Raw genomic sequence first — 16,054 nt, 5'->3', positions numbered from 1 at the left:
CATTTCCTCAGGCGAGCCCCTTCTGCTTCAGGGCCGCGACGAGCTCGGCCACATCTTTCACCATGATGCCTTTGGAACGGGCCGCGGGCGGCTCGTACTTGGTGGTCTTGAACTGCGGCGCCGTGTCGACGCCGAGCGAGTCGATCACCACCGTGTCGAGTGGCTTCTTCTTCGCCTTCATGATGTCCGGCAGCTTCACGTAGCGCGGCTCGTTCAAGCGCAGGTCGGTGGTGAACACCGCCGGCAGATCGACTTCGATGGTCTCGAGGCCCGCGTCCACTTCACGGGTGACTTTGGCCTTGCCGCCTTCCAGTTCGACCTTCGAGGCGAACGTGGCCTGCGGACGATCCCACAGCGCGGCCAGCATCTGGCCGGTCTGGTTGTTGTCGTCGTCGATGCCCTGCTTGCCGAGCAACACGATCTGCGGGCTTTCTTTCTCGACGAGCTGCAGAAAGATCTTGGCGGCAGCGAGCGGCTCGACCGGCGAATCGGTCTGCACGAGGATGGCGCGATCGGCGCCCATCGCGAGACCGGTGCGAAGCTGTTGCTGGGTGTCGGCGGGGCCAATGCTCACCACGATTACCTCTGTAATCTCAGTGGTTGCGCCTTGCTCCTTGATGCGAAGCGCTTCTTCGAGCGCGATCTCATCGAAAGGATTGATGCTCATTTTGACGCCGTCGGTTACGACACCCGTGCCGTCGGGTTTGACGCGGACGCGGACGTTGTAGTCCACCACGCGCTTCAGGCCCACCAGAATCTTGCTCAAAACAGTTCCCCCGAACGCCTCGTCGATCACCTCTCGTTGCAAAGAGCAGTGTACACTTTTTAGAACGATAGTCGAATATGGGTATGGCGTTCCCGCTCGGCCGAGCACCAACCAAGATGCCTGTTCAAAGCACAGCTTTCGTCGTACGCGCGAGCTCTGCTGGTCCGCATCTCGACAAGTTCTCTACGAATGCTGCTTGTTTAACGAGCGGGTACCCATGGCTGGCGTGCTTGCCACCGGGCATGCCGAACAGATAGAGCCACGCGCCGGACGGGTTCGAATGTTCGTCAACGAAGGTTGAGAGGACGCATTTGCCGATGCGAATAGAGAGTCACAGACGGGTCGAGTCGTGACCGAACCAGCAATCGACTTGATTAGAGGAGAGCCAGACGCTCGACGTACCGCAACAACCGCGGACTGTCCATCCCAGGTGCCGCCTAGAGCCTGGCCGAACGCGCAGCGCTATTCATGAGCTCGCTGCATCAAGAGCCCGCCGACCCTTGACCATGAATGATCACGTCCAGGTGCAGCCGGGACTCTCCAACGTTAGTCGGATTCCTGCTCGCTCTGGTCTGTGTGTGTACGCCCAAGAATCTCGGAAATTTCCTCGGCACCGCTTCTTACGAGGCGCGACAACCTCTCAGTGCCCTTATTGACTCGCTCGACCGGCACGCCTATCGCTAGCGCCGCAACGACTTCCCCTCCGAGACCGAAGATCGGGGCACCGATGCCCACCACGCCCTCAGTAATATCGTCATCGGTGATTGTGAGATTCGACTGGCGAATCTCGCGGATGATGCCCTCGAGTTCACTGCGTCCGAGCTTCTTTTTTGGATTCAGTGGCATCAGCTTAGCTCTCGCAAGGTAGTCTTTGCGAAACTGCTCACTCTGAAAGGCCAGTAGTATTCGACCGCAAGCAGAGCTATAGAGCGGCCGGCGGTCGCCAACGCTCGCAACGAAGCGGACGGCCCGACTACCTTCGGCCCGATCAATGTAGATCGCATGTTCCGCGTCGGAAGAGAGCTCTGCCAGCAGCGCCGTCTCTCCGCTTTGCTCGGCAAGCTTCTGCAACACCGACCACGCCAGTTGACCCAGCTTGCGCCGACCAATGATGGTGGAGCCTAGCGCAAATGTCTCAGTCCCAAGCGTATATCCCGCCTCACGCTGCACTACATAGCCCGCCTCAACCAATGTTCGGAGCAATGCAAGGAGGCTGGTCTTTGGCGTACCGATGGCAAGACTGAGCTGCGCAAGGCTTACGCTTTCCTCGGACAAGGCCAACACACGAAGTACATTGAGTAGCCGAGTCACCGAACGCGGGCCACTGCGGCGAACTTTTACGGCCCCCGTCGCTCGCTTTGTCGGGCGCTCGCCTTCTTTCACCTTTGAAACGACAGTTAGGCGTGCGCTACTCATGCTGCTCCCGACATTCAGTGAGTTGAAGCTTCCCGGCTCAACCGCCCGTACCGGATCACTTACATGGCGGCAGCTTTCGAGTTGCCCGATCCTCAGGTTTGACCATCGATGGTCAAGCCGATGGGATCATGGCGGGATATTACTCGATCCCCCTTCAGAATGCTCGCCATGACGCCTCCAGCGAGGATGACCAGGTCATGCATCCAGCCAGCCAGCAGATCCTCGATGGTTCTTCAATCCTTGAACTTTCCGCGGATCGCACCTAAGTCGCCAACGACCCTGGAGGGTTCCTTGGCGAGCGGCAGATTATCCTGGTCCCGGAGGCCGTCGTCGCTATCTGCGGGATCGGCGAGGAGTGCTGCAAAAAGCGGCTCCAGATCAGTTTGCGCAGCACCTCGTTCGGCGACCAGCTCAAAGGTCTTGCGGTTCGCGGCGGGCGAGCTCAGCGAGGCGACCAGGATCTGGGCGATCTGTGCGCGGGCAACCACCCCGTCGGCAGGAGATCCTGCCCAGTGCGTGTCGCCTTGGCGCATTACTAGGCGCTGCTGGTCGGGCGCATTGTAGTCAAACCAGCCGGGCCGCACGATGGTGTAAGGCAGACCGCTGGCGCGCACGAACCGTTCCCCGCGACGTTTCCAGTCGTGCCCGACGCTGGGCTTCGTGACGCCGACAGCGGTCATCAGGGCGATTCGCGCCGGCACTTTTAGCACGCTCAGAACATTGCGTACCGCGCCGTAGTTCACCTGCTCGGCACCTTTCGGATCGTTCCCATTCACGCCTTGAGTGAAGATGATGCCGGTGACACCGGTGACTGCCTCGTGCAGCGTTTCAGCCCGGGTCAGGTCGCCAACGACGATCTGCACGCCATCGGGAAACAAGCTCGCCTGGGCCGGGTCGCGCACCAACGCTCGGGTCTCGTACCCTTTCCTGAGCGCTTCCGAGACGACCGGCCTGCCAATGCTTCCGCTTGCGCCGACGACCAGAACAACAGCCTTATCTCTCATGATTCTCACCTTTTCGGGATCGCGCCTGGCGTCTGCCCAGCCATCCCCAATGGCGGGTCCGGGCAGCAACCCAGGGACACACAGGAACGTGAGCAACACATTCATAGTGAAGCGATTCATATCGCGCACGCCTCTCGATGAATTTCAATCGGATGTCACACGGCTCTGATCGACCCGTGGGTGAATTGCGGCCCCCGGATCCACGACCATGATGGTTCGTTTCACTCTGCCAATGCCGTCGGCCTACCGAGCAACACGATCTGCGGAGATCCTGGCGGCGGCGAGCGGCTCAACCGGGCATCTGTCTGCACGTGGCTGGCGCGATCGGCGCCCATGGCGAAACCAGTACAAGCTGCTGCTGAGTGTCGGCAGGGCCGATGTTTTAGTCCGCCGCGCGCTTCAAGCCCACCAGAATCTTGCTCGAAACAGTTGCCTCGAGCGCCGTAATCTATCAGTTCTTCGCGCGACAACTAGAATTGGCAGCGAGGGCGCGACATGGACAACCATGTCGCGCCACTCATCATCATCGATTACATCTTGAAACGGACGCCGGCACGATACAAGCGGCCCAAGGTATCGTGGAAACCAGGCGCATAGCCCAGCACCTCATATCCCTTAGGATTCTTGTCGTTGACATTGTCCACTGCTACAAAGATCTCGGGATTGAACGCGGACGCAAATGTTTGCGGACGGTAGCTCAGCGAAAGATCCACATAGAAGGCACCGGGCACGGTGTTGTCTTCGATCGTATAGTGCGGATTCACCGCCGTCGGGCAGCCCGATGAGCATTCGATCCACTGACTATTCATCACACCGTCACTGAAACCACGACCCGTCGCCGAGATCGAGAAGGCATCGCTTTGGTAGCCCAGCGTCAATGAGTAACGCCAGTCCGGCGCAATGACGATCGGGTACATTCCGCCACCCGTCACGCCAGCACCCTGCAGTTTTTCGCCGCTGGGCCGCGTCGTCGTCAAATCCATGATTCGAGTCGCAAGCAACCGAGCAGTGAAATTTCCCCGCCAGCCGTCGAAAAGCTCCGAGAGGGGCTGGGTGTAGCTCATCTCTACGTCGACGCCTTCCGTCTTCAGAGCAGAGACGTTGATCGGCATGCCATTCAAGCGAACCGTACCATCCGGATCGCGCCGAAATGCCGCACACATCTCCTGATTTCCCTGATAACAGAGATTCAGGATCTCCTGCGAGGAGAGCGAGCTGATCGCCTTCTGCAGGTCGATGGAGTAATAGTCGATGGACGCGGTCAATTTTGGCAGGAACCTCGGCCGTAACACCATACCGAAACCAAATGTATCGGCCTCCTCGGGCTGCAGGTTTGGATTGGTGACATTCGTCGAGATGACAATCACGGTCTGATTGCCATTGAAGGGATCACGCGTGCCGCTAGCGATCGCTGTCGCGCCAGCATTGAACAATTCACCCATGTTTGGCGAACGAATATCCAATGAACGGGTGACGCGGAAGCGGATGTCATCCACCGGCGTATATGTCGCACCCACCTTCCAGGTAAACGCGGAGCCCGAAGTGCTGTACTCGGTTGCGCGAACAGCACCGTTGAAATCCAGCGACTGTGCCCAGCTCATGTCCTTGGCCAACGGAATGACGGTCTCCAGGAAGGCCTCTTTGACGTCGTAGTGGCCGTCAACGTCTCTATAGTTACCACCGTAGAATCCGCCGGCGTGATCGAGTGCCGTCGTCGTGGTCTCGACCTCCTCCCGTCGATATTCAGCGCCCACAGCAAGCGACACCGGGCCGGCCCACGACGAGAACGGCTCGCCGCGAAGCGAAGCGGACGCCACACGCTGCGTCAGATCCTGCCGCATCCAGCTCACGTCCTGATAAACATAGTCGCGGGCGGCTTGAGAAACCACGCCAATGCCCATGGGATTCCACGGCGCGCAACCATTGCCTGGGTTGGTCAGCGTCGAACGACAGATTGGATTGCCGGTCACCGGATCACGCACCGCGTCCAGCGCCAACATGAGATTGCCGGTAATCGAAGTGTTCTCGGGCTTGCCGGTCGTTCGGTTGATACTCTCCGTGGCATAGACATCCCACGACCAAGGCGAACTGAACAGATCGAACTCACCGCGCGTACCAACGATGTATTGACTGAAAGCCCGGCGGATCGTGGAGCCCACTGACCCCTGCTCACCAAAGTACACACCGAGCGGGAACGATGTCACACCAGCCGCTTGCATCTGACTCAGTACGCTCGCCGGCACAAAGGGATTCTGATTCGAGATACTGACGTTTCGCAGCGCCCTCGTGCAGCACGCGGTCCACGCGTCGGAATCCGTGTCCATGACTTGCAGATAAACTTCAGCACGATCGGTGATGTTGTAGCTCACGCGCCCGAACAGACTGGTGCGTTTCATCGCCAGGTCGAGACTCGCGTTGGCGAACTCCGTCGTACCCAGCTCCCAATCGCCGCCCGACATCGAGGTACCATCGTTCAACCCATAGTTGAACTGGCGAGGCACGCCGCCCTCGCCAAAGGTGATTCCTCGAAGCGGGCCCGATGAGATGAGTCCCCCAGTGGCAGCCACGGAGGTTCCGACATTGGGTCGCACGAGGTAATAGGGCTGCCCGTTCGTCGCCGTGTAGGCCGGATTGAGCATGCGCCCCCAGCCTTCACGCACCCACTCCCGCGTTCTCCCGTCGGGGATGCCGTCGATATTGTCGTAAGAAACGCTGAGCAGGATGTGCCCACGGCTATCGGCGAAAGGCATACCGCCCGCGAGCGAGGCCGAGTATTGGTCGTCATCGCCCCGAGTGGTCGCACCCATCTGAGCCGATCCCTTCAGACCCGTAAAATCTTTGTCGAGAATGTAATTCACGATGCCGGCCACCGCATCCGAACCGTACGGCGCAGACGCGCCGCCTGTGACGACGTCCACTCGCTCGACCAATGAGTCAGGGATCACGTTGGTGTTCACAGCACCACCATTGCTGTAAAAGCCGTCAATCGACCCGGCAGCCATACGCACGCCATCGAGCAGCACCAGCGTCCGGTTTGCACCGATACCACGCAGATTCAGGCTGCTGACGCCCGCCGCGGCACCACCCACGCCGCCTCTGCTGCTAAATCGATTTGTGACGCTGTTTGCAAATACCGGTTGCTTGTTCAGCAAGTCCGCAATGCTATGCGGTGCGTTGCGCAGAATATCCTCAGCGCTCGTAACCGCAACCGGCGTCGGTGCCTCGAACCCGTCACGGGTGATACGGCTGCCCGTTACCACGACCTCATCGAGCTTCGGAACATCTGCGGATTCAGACGGCTCTGCCGCATTCGCAAGACCAACGACTGCGCAAAACGCCATACCACCGGAGATTGCCGTCGCGGACAGTGCGCCTTTGCACCGTTCTGGACCGGCTACTCGTGCGGCTCGCTTTCGATTACTCATGTTCTGCCTCCCATTGTTTTAATGGAATCTCATCCCCCAATGCGAACGCGACGCTTTTTGCGAACGTCGTTCGTATATCCGATACTGCGCCACAGAGAGGGTCGCAAGCAAGCTGCGTTGGCCACATATCACGAGCGGTCTTAGGCACACGCTTCGAATGCAATGCGGACGCGGGGCGACTGCCGGGTTGACAGCGAGGCACGTGAAAAGCCGAGAAAACCGGGCGAACAGAGGCCCGGATGACGAAGTTACCGGAGCAACTATCGGCGGACGATGCCGGCAGCAGCCGGTCTCATCGGATTGTTTATGAATCTAGCGTTCGGCCGCCGATGTCAATGTTCACTGGACAGCAGACCACTTACGAAGCGAATCCCATAGATCGCACTTATGGGCCACGCGGAAATCGTCGACTACGCGGATTTCCGGAATGTCCAGCGACACCACTGCGATTTGGTTCTTGGTCACCCTCGGCATCTCCGGCGGCAGCGACCCCGTAGTTATGAAGTGCCCCCAAAGCTGGCGCATTCTCCTCGCCAACACTTCCTGGTCGGCGTTCAGCGGCATCGGAGGCAGCGCAGCTCTTCGCTTCGATCCGGGGAAAAGGTAGCCAAGGTCATGCCCATGAGATGCAAGGTACGGAAATGAAACCGGCGGCAACATGTCTTGCGGCGAGTTGCGATCGCTGAACTCCACAGCGTACACCGGAACGAACTTGGACGCGTCCACATCAAAACTGCGCGCTTGGCACGAGTGTATGTAGTCCCCCCTTGCCGTGCCGAGCGCTCCACCCGGAGAGTCGAAATCGCCGAGCGGATAGGCTGCCAATACCGCTGGAGCATCGGCACCGAACGCCGCTTGTATACTGGCCGGATATTCCTGCGCCGTCATCACATGACCGGTCTTGATCTCGCTGAGAGCAGCAAACCAGCGGTATTCGTCACGCGTCGTGACATCAAGAATGGGCACACGGTTGAACTGGCCCGACCGGACCGCATCGTGCACCGTCGATGAAACAATGTGACCGTCGTTTATAGGCAAGGTAAAGCAGCACGACCCAGCAAATGAGCCTTGCGCTTTGAGAATCGTGCTTACTGGCAACTTCCTCAGACACGAAGCCGTCTGATCTGGACATCCAGCCGCAACAGCAAAGGACCTGCCGCGCTCCTCGGCGTCTGACAGCGAGGTCAACCGATTGAAATATGCCGAGGTCCCACTCTCGAAGATCGCTCTATGGAAAAGCCCCTTTGCCAGCGGAGAGATCAAATGTGTATGGACGTCAGCCCCACCTGCTGAGTGCCCGGCAAGAGTTACGTTATTTGCATCTCCACCGAAGCTCGCAATATTGTCCCTGATCCATTGCAGCGCGAACTGTTGATCGCGTAGCTCATAAAGAGCCGTCGCTCCGCCTCCGTTCAATGCGGGATGAATCAAGCGCCCCAGCGCACCGATCCGAAAATTCATCGCGACCACGACGATGCCCTGCTCCCGGGCAAGCGCACTGCCATCGAGACCGTTACCGTGCCCCACCGCTCCGCCGCCATGGAGCCACAGCAACACCGGATGCCCTCGGCCACGCCTCGGGGCGAAAATATTCAGATAGAGGCAGTCCTCATCGGCCTTGAACAAGGAATCCGTGCCCAACTCGTTCGATTGGGGACAAATGTTTCCTTCGCGAGTTGCGTCTCTCACGCCCTCCCACGGGTCCATCGCCACCGGCTCCGCCCAGCGCAACGCTCCGACGGGAGGCTTGGCATACGGAACCCCCAGGAATTTGGCAGCCTCGTTCTCGATGAAGCCCTGGATCCGGCCGGACTGAAGTTTAACGATCGGACGATCACCCTCTTTCCGACCATCCTCCGCGTGGACCGTAATGCTCGTGAACAGCACCGCGGCCAGCACACTTTTGATTGAGGCTCCGACCCAACATCGAATAGAGGGCATCTGCATGTTGCTCCAAGACATTGACGATCCGGTCCGCAAGTCTTTGCGGCGCGCGATGCATCCGACACTCATGAATCGTTATGGCACCGGCGTCCAGTTTCGGATCGAATTCCACAGCTGACAGCGGTGCGTTTCGCTGAAATCCGTGATGACGCGAAGCCTCGGAATCTCCAGGGAGATCACGGCTTCACGACTCTTGGTCAGCGCAGGATAGTCACGCAGCTCACCTGTCTCCGCGAACGTCGCCCACAGCTCGCGCATTTGCCTCGCCAGTTTCTGCTGTTGGCGATTCAATGGCGGCAGTGGATCCGATGCGGCGCCCTTCCAACCGGGGAAGATGTACGGAATCTCATGAGTGTGTGCCGAGAGATAAGGGAAGGAGACGGCCGGCAGCACCGCTTCCGCCGAAGTCGGATCGTTGAACTCGGCGGCGTACACCCGAACATACTTCGATGCGTCCACGTCGAAGTTTCGTACTTGACACGGATAGCCACGATCCCCCTGGGCAGCGGCGAGAGCACCACTGGGTGAGTCGAACTGGCTCAACGGGTACGCCGCCTGCACGATTGCGGCATCGGCGCCGAAAGCCGCCTGAAGTCGCGCCGGATATTCATCGGCAGCGATGGAGTGGCTCGTGCTCACCTCGGTGAGCGCCAGAAACCAGCGGTGCTCATCCCGATTCGTCACATCAAGAAATGGAACTCGATTGAACTGTCCGGATCGAATCGCCTCGTAGACAGTCGAGGTCAATACATGGCCATCGTCAACGGGAAACGTCGCACAGCACGCGCCACCGTACGAGCCCTGGGCCTCGAGAATGGCGCTCACGGGCACGTTACGCAGACATTCCGCTGATTGATCGGTGCAGCCGACTGCCGTCGCAAACACCTTAGCGCGCGCTTCGGCCTCGGCCAGCGGCACCAGAGGGTGGTAGTAACGGGATGGACCGCTCTGAAAGATAGCCTTATGGAAGAGACCCTTCGCCGTGGGAGATACCATGTGCAGTTGAATGGAAGCGCCGCCGATCGACTCTCCGAAAAGCGTCACATTGTCAGGATCGCCACCAAATACGGCTATGTTGTCCTTGATCCACTTCAGCGCGAATTGCTGATCCCGCAACTCATAGAGCGTCGTGGCCCCGCCATTGTCGAAGGCAGGATGAACAAGGTCACCCAACGCGCCGATTCGATGGTTCAGGGTGACCACAAGGACACCCTGCTCTCTTGCGAGAACGCTGCCGTCGTAACCGTTGCCGTGCCCCACCGATCCGCCTCCGTGCAGCCAGACCATGACGGGATGCTTGCGGCCTCGCCGCGGCACATAGACGTTCAAGTACAGACAATCTTCATTGACACTGGGCATTGAGAAATTGCCGAGCGTCTTCTGCTGAGGACACGGACTTGCGTACGCGGTTGCATCGCGCACTTCCGGCCACGGCTCGAGCGCTACTGGATTGGCCCAACGTAATTCGCCAACAGGCGGCTTGGCATACGGAACCCCCAGGAACTGCTCGGCCCCGTTTTCGACAAATCCTTTGATATATCCGGCCTGCGTCCTGACGACCCGCTGATGTTTTGATCGTGCATCAACATGAGCGCCGCCGAGATCGGGCACCTGATGCCCCGCTACCGCCACACCGGTGAAAACACTCAAGCAGACCAGAGCCAGTTGCAAGCCCTGCGCAGCATGCGATCTCGCCAACCAACGCCATCGGTCTACAACCCTCGCGACAGAAGCCACGAACGCGCCAACCTTCGACATGTCCGCATTCCTTAACAATGCCCCCGTAGCAATCGTCCTCGCCTGCCTCAATTCGACAGCTAAGCAGACTGAGGCTTAGCTCTTTGCGGCTAAGTGCCCACCTGGCTGTCGGTTGACAGAGGCACCGGCATGAAACGGGACGGCGAGACACATCGGCGGAGGCTGCAGGCGTGGCTCGAACCCCAAAAATTCCGAGCATGACATGCAGGCCACCGCCGCGTGGCAGCCATCTTATTTTTGTAATGTTCGGCTCAAGCGTCTTTCTTCGGCTTGTTGTAGTACCAACGGCGCAACTGACCGTAGGTAATCGGTTCGTACAGAGCGGGCTTGTCCGTGCTCTTGCACGGGGGCAGTACGTCCAGCACCGTGTCGTCGCTCGGGCCGAAGAACACCGGGATCGAATAGCGATCCACCGTGTTGGTGTTGATCACGCGATGCTTGGTGGAGAGGTATTCCTCGTTGGTCCAGCGAACGAGCGAATTTCCCGTGTTGACAAGCAAGCATCCGGGGCGCGGCTCCACCGCACGCCAGCGTCCCGACGGCATGCGGACGGCCAAGCCCGTCACGTTGTCCTGCGCCAAGAAAGTCATCATCGCGTTGTCGGTATGAGGTTGAATCCCGTACTGCCGATTGCCCGTCTGCGTTTGCGGCGGGTAGTGCAACAACGAGAGCTGGAGATGCGGGTTCGAGAACCAGCGATCGAAATAGTCCAGAGGCAGCTTCAACGAGATCGACCACAGCGGCAGAAAGCTACGGGCCAGCTTATCTATGGCGCGATGATACTTGTCCACGGCCTCTTTGAAGCCCGGGGAATTCTGCGGCCAGCGATTCTCATTGCCGCTGCCTTCGAGATGAACCGTGTATTGCTCGAGGATGTTCGGCTTGGCACCCGCAACCAGGCCAACGTTGTTTACCTTCAGCTGTTCCTTCGGAAAGCCGATATATCCCGACTTGAATCCTTCGCGGTCGCTGAAGGACACCTTCTCTTTCTCTTCGATCGGTAAGGCATGGAAGCGCTTCGATGCGGCAAAGACGTTGTCGATCACATCCTGCGGAATGCCGTGGTTCTTCAGGTAGAAAAAGCCGACGGTCATGGTGACTTCGCGCAACTTCGCCGCGACCGCTTCGCGCCCGCCGGGCGAGCCGTCCAGATACGGCCCGAAATCGATCGTGGGGATCTCCTCCGTCGAGTCCGGATTGTCGATGAGTGCGATGCTTGCTTCGTCGTCGACGACCTGACCGCGCGGATCGCGAGCTTTAGTGAGTTCCATAGGCGCTCCTAGTGAGCATTGACGGTGAGACTGCCGGGTTGGGGTTGGTCGAAATTTAGCACCGTCGTTCCCATAGTGGAAGAGCATTCGAAATCAACCTACTCTATCGCTTCTGGCCCGGCACGCATCCGTTCGCATATGAGAACACTCTAGCCGCGAGGCCGCGGCTCTGACGACGTCGCTGCATGGACGAATCCCCGACGGAATTCGGTGCCGCGCCTACCCCTTTGAACAACGGCGGAAATTGCAGTTCATGTTGAATCGACGAACATTCATATCGGCCCACGTCGCCGCGGTCGCGCCGTCAGCGAGCATCTCTCAGTCAAATTCGGAGTCACCCATGTCCATCAGCCTCGAGTTAGCCAATCGCATCATTGCTGAGTCTTTTAAGAAGGGCGCTGCGCTGGGCCTGAAACCTCTCACTGTTGCGGTCCTCGATTCTGGCGGTCATCTGATCTCGCTCCAGAGGCAGGATGCGTCATCGAATGCGCGGCCGCAGATCGCGATCGGCAAAGCGGCAGGAGCGCTTGCCCTGGGAGTCTCTTCCCGAAAGATCGCCGAGATGGCGCTTGAGCGTCCCGCCTTCATCGCAGCGGTCGGTCCGCTGGCAGCAGGCGGACTCATTCCTGCCGCCGGCGGTATCATCGTGGCCTCGGCTGACGGAAAGGTGCTTGGCGCCGTCGGAGTGACCGGCGACTTGTCAGATAACGACGAGCTTTGCGCGCTCGCCGGCATCGAGGGCGCGGGCCTGAAGAAGCGCGAGTGATGCGAGCCGATCGAGATTCCGCGGCCAGACGATGATAGTAATAAGGGCGCTGACTCGACTCACATGAGCTGCGACAGTCCTCGCGAGGCGTCAGTATCGATGGCAGCAGCAAGAGCGGAGAGCTCTTCGTCGCTGATCGCGAAAGATACTTCGAACTTGTCCGGCGTGCGCAGCGTCAGAATCAGCCGATCGTCGCCGGCGACCCGCTCTACTCGATACTCAGCGAGATCGTGCACCAGACGGAGAGTGGGATCGTTGAACTGATTTTGCAGCGCCCGACGAAGCATGCGGGGCAAGGTCATCATTAGCTCGTTAAGTGCCGTCGTCGGCAGCTCCATCGTAGCTGGCGCACCCGCGTGATCGCGAACGTGAAGTCGAACGTGAAGTCCGTCGGCACTGACACCATAAGTTGTCAGTGCCGACGCCCTGATTACGCTCATCCGGACTCCCGATGAATGTCAGAATGAAATTCGCATGGTCACTCCCACGATACGAGGATCGCTGGGCTGCCCCAGGACCAGGCCGGAGTTGCCGGTCTGGATCGTGAGCGCGGAGATGTAGTCTTTGTCGAACAAGTTGCGAGCGAACACATCGACTTCCCATCCGCTGGAAAATCGATACCCGACGCTAGCATTGGTGACGCCGTACCCAGCGATGCGCGTGTAGCGTGACGCGGAGGTGTCGCTGTTGTAGCTAGATCGAGCGCTCGAATCCACATGGACGAGAACATCGCCGGCGCTCAGCGGGAATTGGTAGTCGAATCCGAGCGACCCCGCCCACTCGGACAGCCCCGCGAGCTTCACTCCAGTGAGATCGCAGGCCACGGTGGCGGCGGTCTGCACCTCGAGCGGACATGGTCCGGCAGGATAGTCGGTGTTCTCGCCCTCGGCGTACGCGAGCGAAGCACGCACAGTGAAGCCTTCGAACAGCACGGCGCCAATGTCCGCCTCGACGCCCTGCACGCGGACCTCCGGGACATTGGCAGGATACGAACGAATGGCCGCCGTCTCCAAACTGGAAACAATGTTCGCTTGATAGTCCTCGACCACCGTCCGATAGGCCGCAAGATTCAAGATCGCCCGGCCATCGAGCAGCGTGGATTTGAAGCCGATTTCGTATGTAATGTTTTTTTCGTCTTCGATAACAGCGGTTGCAAGCGCCGGCTGATTCTGCGCGTCCAGCGGCAGTCCTGACATGTTCAGGCCGCCGGACTTGTAGCCATATGCAAAGCTCGCATAGGCAAGCAATCCATCCGTGACCTGATACGCGAGATTGGTGCGCCCGGAGAGGCTGCCGCCATCATCCTCGGCGGTGTAATTCTGGGGGCGGAAGATCGAAAGCTTGGCACGATTGAGTTCCGCGGCTACCGCGGGCGCGAGCCCGGTCAGATCCAGTCCGCCGAACACTTGTGTCGCATAGCGGCCTTCCTTGTCCTCTTCGGTGTAGCGCAGACCCAGTGTCGCGGTCAGACGCTCGGTGAACTTGTAGTTCACCTCACCAAATGCCGCGTAGCTCTTCATCTCGAAGGTCGAGTTACCGACTTGCCCATACCCATCCAGCAAGTTGCGCGGAATCGGCACTGTGAAGTTCGATTGATTGAGCAGCCAATACGCAGCTTCGGATCCGTAGATACTCGTGGGGCGGCCAGAGATTTCCTGCCGGAAGAAGTAGAGTCCGCCGACATAGCTCAGCGGTCCATCGCCCGTCGAGGCCAGACGAATCTCCTGACTGTATTGGTCCTGCCGCGAGGGGATCCTCTGAACCATCTGGATCGGAATACCGGTGTAGTCGCGGTCGTTCGCGACATCCCAATCCCAGTAACGCCAGGCAGTCACCGATGTGAGCATCGTCGCGCCCAAGTTCCAGTCGGCGATCAGAGAGATGCCGCCATCCTGCGTGTTGATGCGCAGATTGGCATCGATATCGGTCAAGCGGTCATAGACGTCCGTACTCGGCGGTGCGTAAGCCAGCCCAGCGGCTAACGCGGGAAATTGACGGGCGGCGCTGCGTTGGCTCTGACCGACTCGAAGGAAATTCTGCGTGCAACAGGCCGAATCGAGATCGGACACGTCGGCGATGAGACGCAGCCTGAGATCTTCAGTGGGCACGAACAGGAGCTGGCCCCGTACGGCATAGTTGTCGAGTTCGTTCAGATCCTTTCCGGTTCTGACATTGTGAATCAGACCGTCGCGCTGGGTGATCTGCGCCGAGATGCGCCCCGCCACGACGTCACCAACTAGCGGGCCGGATACGGCACCTTTGGCTTGCTTGAAGTCGTAGTCGCCAAAAGAGATTTCGCCATTGGCCTCCGGTTCAAAGGTGGGCTCACGGCTGATGATATGAATCGCGCCCGCCGTCGTGTTCTTGCCGAACAAAGTTCCCTGCGGACCGCGCAGCACCTCTACCCGCTCGATGTCAGTGAAATCGAACGACGCAGTCGCTGGGCGCCCGTGATAGACCTGGTCGACATAGAAACCGACACCGGGTTCGATACCATCGTTAGCGGCGCTGATGGAGAGCGTGTTCGAGCCCAGACCACGAATGGTGTACGCCGTGTTCCTTGGATTGGCAGAGTTGTAGTAGAGGGCTGGAACGAGCTGACTGAGCGACTGCGTATTCACCGTATATGAGCTATCCAGCAGATCGCCACTGATCGCTGAAATCGCTGCGGGAACAGCCTGCAGACTCTCCTCTCGGCGGCGAGCAGTCACCATCACTTCGTCGAGGACTCGCCCACCGCCAACGTCGACGCGGTGGCCATGTGTTGCCGACTCCTCGGCGGAAACCGCAGATGCCGACAACAGAGCCGACGCCGCGGCGAGCACAAAGTTGAAACGCACCAATCACTCCCAGGTGTTGTTTTCGATATGTTCACTGGAATATAGCGCGACCCGCAGCAACTCAGCAAGTCGTTTAGGAACATCGTTCCTATATCGGCATAGCGCGAAGCCAACAGTGAGGTATCGCGGCTGCGATGGGTTATGCGCCCGATTGGCTCCATGCGTTGCTGGCGTCCTGCCATCGCCGGGCTCAGCGAGTGACGTTGACGCTCTTCATCCAGTCATTCACCAGATTCATGGTCTGCCGCTCTTGGTCGGCTTGCATCGAAAAGCCTTGGCGCAGTTCAGCGCGCGGTGCGCGTCTGGCCAGAACGGCACGGCTGTTTCCGAGCCCATACCCACCATGTGTTATGAACGGGATCAGCGGCTTGTCCGAAAGATCGTGGGCGGAGAGAAACGATCGAATGACCGGCGGTGTTGTTTCTCCCCAGATCGGAAACCCGAGAAATACCGTGTCGTAGTTTGCGATCCTCGCTACGCTGGCGGCCAATGCGGGCTCGTGGTCGCTGTCGCGTTCTTGGCGCGCCTGCTCGACAGTCTCGAGATAATCCTCTGGATACGGCGTGGCCGGCTGGATCTCGAATAGATCCGCGTTGAGCGTCCGCCGAATCAGTCCGGCTACGACTCGCGTATTGCCGGAGCGTGAGAAATAGGCAACCAGCGTACGCGAAGACACACGCGCCTCGCCACCAACGGCGGTCAGGGAAGCCCCACCCAGCGAGATTCCGGCAAGTGCCGTCATCACAGCGCGTCGCGTCGGATCATTCGACGAAGCCATCTCGCATCTCCTGCTGTCTCAAATGAGCCAAGATTCATCACCGACGACTGTAGTCACGCAGACAGGACACGACTAGCCGGTGGGAC

At 59.2% G+C, this 16,054-nt stretch carries 11 protein-coding genes; 1 reads left to right on the top strand and 10 read right to left on the bottom strand.

Annotated elements, in window-relative coordinates; genetic code table 11:
• Positions 1-7 precede the first annotated feature (7 nt).
• From EKO19_RS36695 to EKO19_RS36665, 7 genes are all read right to left on the bottom strand, one after another.
• Complete coding sequence (locus EKO19_RS36695) at positions 8-766, bottom strand: electron transfer flavoprotein subunit beta/FixA family protein (protein WP_246039034.1); 759 nt, start codon at positions 764-766, stop codon at positions 8-10.
• A 546-nt stretch (positions 767-1,312) separates the two neighbouring features.
• Positions 1,313-2,182, bottom strand: a complete 870-nt coding sequence (locus EKO19_RS36690; RefSeq protein ID WP_129782405.1) for an IclR family transcriptional regulator — start codon at positions 2,180-2,182, stop codon at positions 1,313-1,315.
• Between the two features lie 233 nt (positions 2,183-2,415).
• On the bottom strand, positions 2,416-3,306 hold the full coding sequence (locus tag EKO19_RS36685; protein WP_175597337.1) for an SDR family oxidoreductase: 891 nt from the start codon (positions 3,304-3,306) through the stop codon (positions 2,416-2,418).
• A 410-nt stretch (positions 3,307-3,716) separates the two neighbouring features.
• Positions 3,717-6,527: a TonB-dependent receptor domain-containing protein gene (locus tag EKO19_RS36680; RefSeq protein ID WP_246039043.1), complete on the bottom strand. Its 2,811-nt coding sequence runs from the start codon at positions 6,525-6,527 to the stop codon at positions 3,717-3,719.
• Positions 6,528-6,950: 423 nt separating this feature from the next.
• Positions 6,951-8,558 carry a carboxylesterase/lipase family protein gene (locus EKO19_RS36675; RefSeq protein WP_217705832.1) on the bottom strand — a complete coding sequence of 536 codons (1,608 nt, stop codon included), beginning with the start codon at positions 8,556-8,558 and terminating at the stop codon, positions 6,951-6,953.
• 72 nt (positions 8,559-8,630) lie between these two features.
• A complete protein-coding gene (locus EKO19_RS36670) occupies positions 8,631-10,313 on the bottom strand; it encodes a carboxylesterase/lipase family protein (RefSeq protein WP_129782402.1) in 1,683 nt (560 codons plus the stop codon).
• A 251-nt stretch (positions 10,314-10,564) separates the two neighbouring features.
• Complete coding sequence (locus EKO19_RS36665; RefSeq protein WP_175597335.1) at positions 10,565-11,584, bottom strand: isopenicillin N synthase family dioxygenase; 1,020 nt, start codon at positions 11,582-11,584, stop codon at positions 10,565-10,567.
• Positions 11,585-11,924: 340 nt separating this feature from the next.
• Here EKO19_RS36665 and EKO19_RS36660 point away from each other — a divergent pair, with 340 nt between their 5' ends.
• Positions 11,925-12,350, top strand: a complete 426-nt coding sequence (locus EKO19_RS36660) for a GlcG/HbpS family heme-binding protein (protein ID WP_129782400.1) — start codon at positions 11,925-11,927, stop codon at positions 12,348-12,350.
• 59 nt (positions 12,351-12,409) lie between these two features.
• Here the strand turns inward: EKO19_RS36660 and EKO19_RS36655 are convergent, their stop codons facing one another.
• The 3 genes from EKO19_RS36655 to EKO19_RS36645 all read right to left on the bottom strand — a co-directional run bounded on the left by EKO19_RS36655 (position 12,410) and on the right by EKO19_RS36645 (position 15,968).
• Positions 12,410-12,655, bottom strand: a complete 246-nt coding sequence (locus tag EKO19_RS36655; protein WP_175597334.1) for a hypothetical protein — start codon at positions 12,653-12,655, stop codon at positions 12,410-12,412.
• A gap of 153 nt (positions 12,656-12,808) precedes the next feature.
• Positions 12,809-15,190, bottom strand: a complete 2,382-nt coding sequence (locus EKO19_RS36650; RefSeq protein ID WP_217705831.1) for a TonB-dependent receptor — start codon at positions 15,188-15,190, stop codon at positions 12,809-12,811.
• 190 nt (positions 15,191-15,380) lie between these two features.
• A complete protein-coding gene (locus tag EKO19_RS36645) occupies positions 15,381-15,968 on the bottom strand; it encodes a flavodoxin (protein ID WP_129782398.1) in 588 nt (195 codons plus the stop codon).
• Positions 15,969-16,054 lie beyond the last annotated feature (86 nt).

Origin of the sequence: Peristeroidobacter soli (genome assembly GCF_004138485.1) — a bacterium.
Classification (GTDB): domain Bacteria; phylum Pseudomonadota; class Gammaproteobacteria; order Steroidobacterales; family Steroidobacteraceae; genus Steroidobacter; species Steroidobacter soli.
Note: the sequence above shows the minus strand (reverse complement) of the source record. Positions and strands in the feature narration are given on the sequence as shown.

Bases quoted from the DNA above. Each gene is read 5' to 3' on its own strand.
- EKO19_RS36690 (WP_129782405.1), bottom strand. From the start codon at position 2,182: ATGAGTAGCGCACGCCTAACTGTCGTTTCAAAGGTGAAAGAAGGCGAG.
- EKO19_RS36685 (WP_175597337.1), bottom strand. From the start codon at position 3,306: ATGAATCGCTTCACTATGAATGTGTTGCTCACGTTCCTGTGTGTCCCT.
- EKO19_RS36680 (WP_246039043.1), bottom strand. From the start codon at position 6,527: ATGGCGTTTTGCGCAGTCGTTGGTCTTGCGAATGCGGCAGAGCCGTCT.
- EKO19_RS36675 (WP_217705832.1), bottom strand. From the start codon at position 8,558: ATGCAGATGCCCTCTATTCGATGTTGGGTCGGAGCCTCAATCAAAAGT.
- EKO19_RS36670 (WP_129782402.1), bottom strand. From the start codon at position 10,313: ATGTCGAAGGTTGGCGCGTTCGTGGCTTCTGTCGCGAGGGTTGTAGAC.
- EKO19_RS36665 (WP_175597335.1), bottom strand. From the start codon at position 11,584: ATGGAACTCACTAAAGCTCGCGATCCGCGCGGTCAGGTCGTCGACGAC.
- EKO19_RS36660 (WP_129782400.1), top strand. From the start codon at position 11,925: ATGTCCATCAGCCTCGAGTTAGCCAATCGCATCATTGCTGAGTCTTTT.
- EKO19_RS36655 (WP_175597334.1), bottom strand. From the start codon at position 12,655: ATGATGACCTTGCCCCGCATGCTTCGTCGGGCGCTGCAAAATCAGTTC.
- EKO19_RS36645 (WP_129782398.1), bottom strand. From the start codon at position 15,968: ATGGCTTCGTCGAATGATCCGACGCGACGCGCTGTGATGACGGCACTT.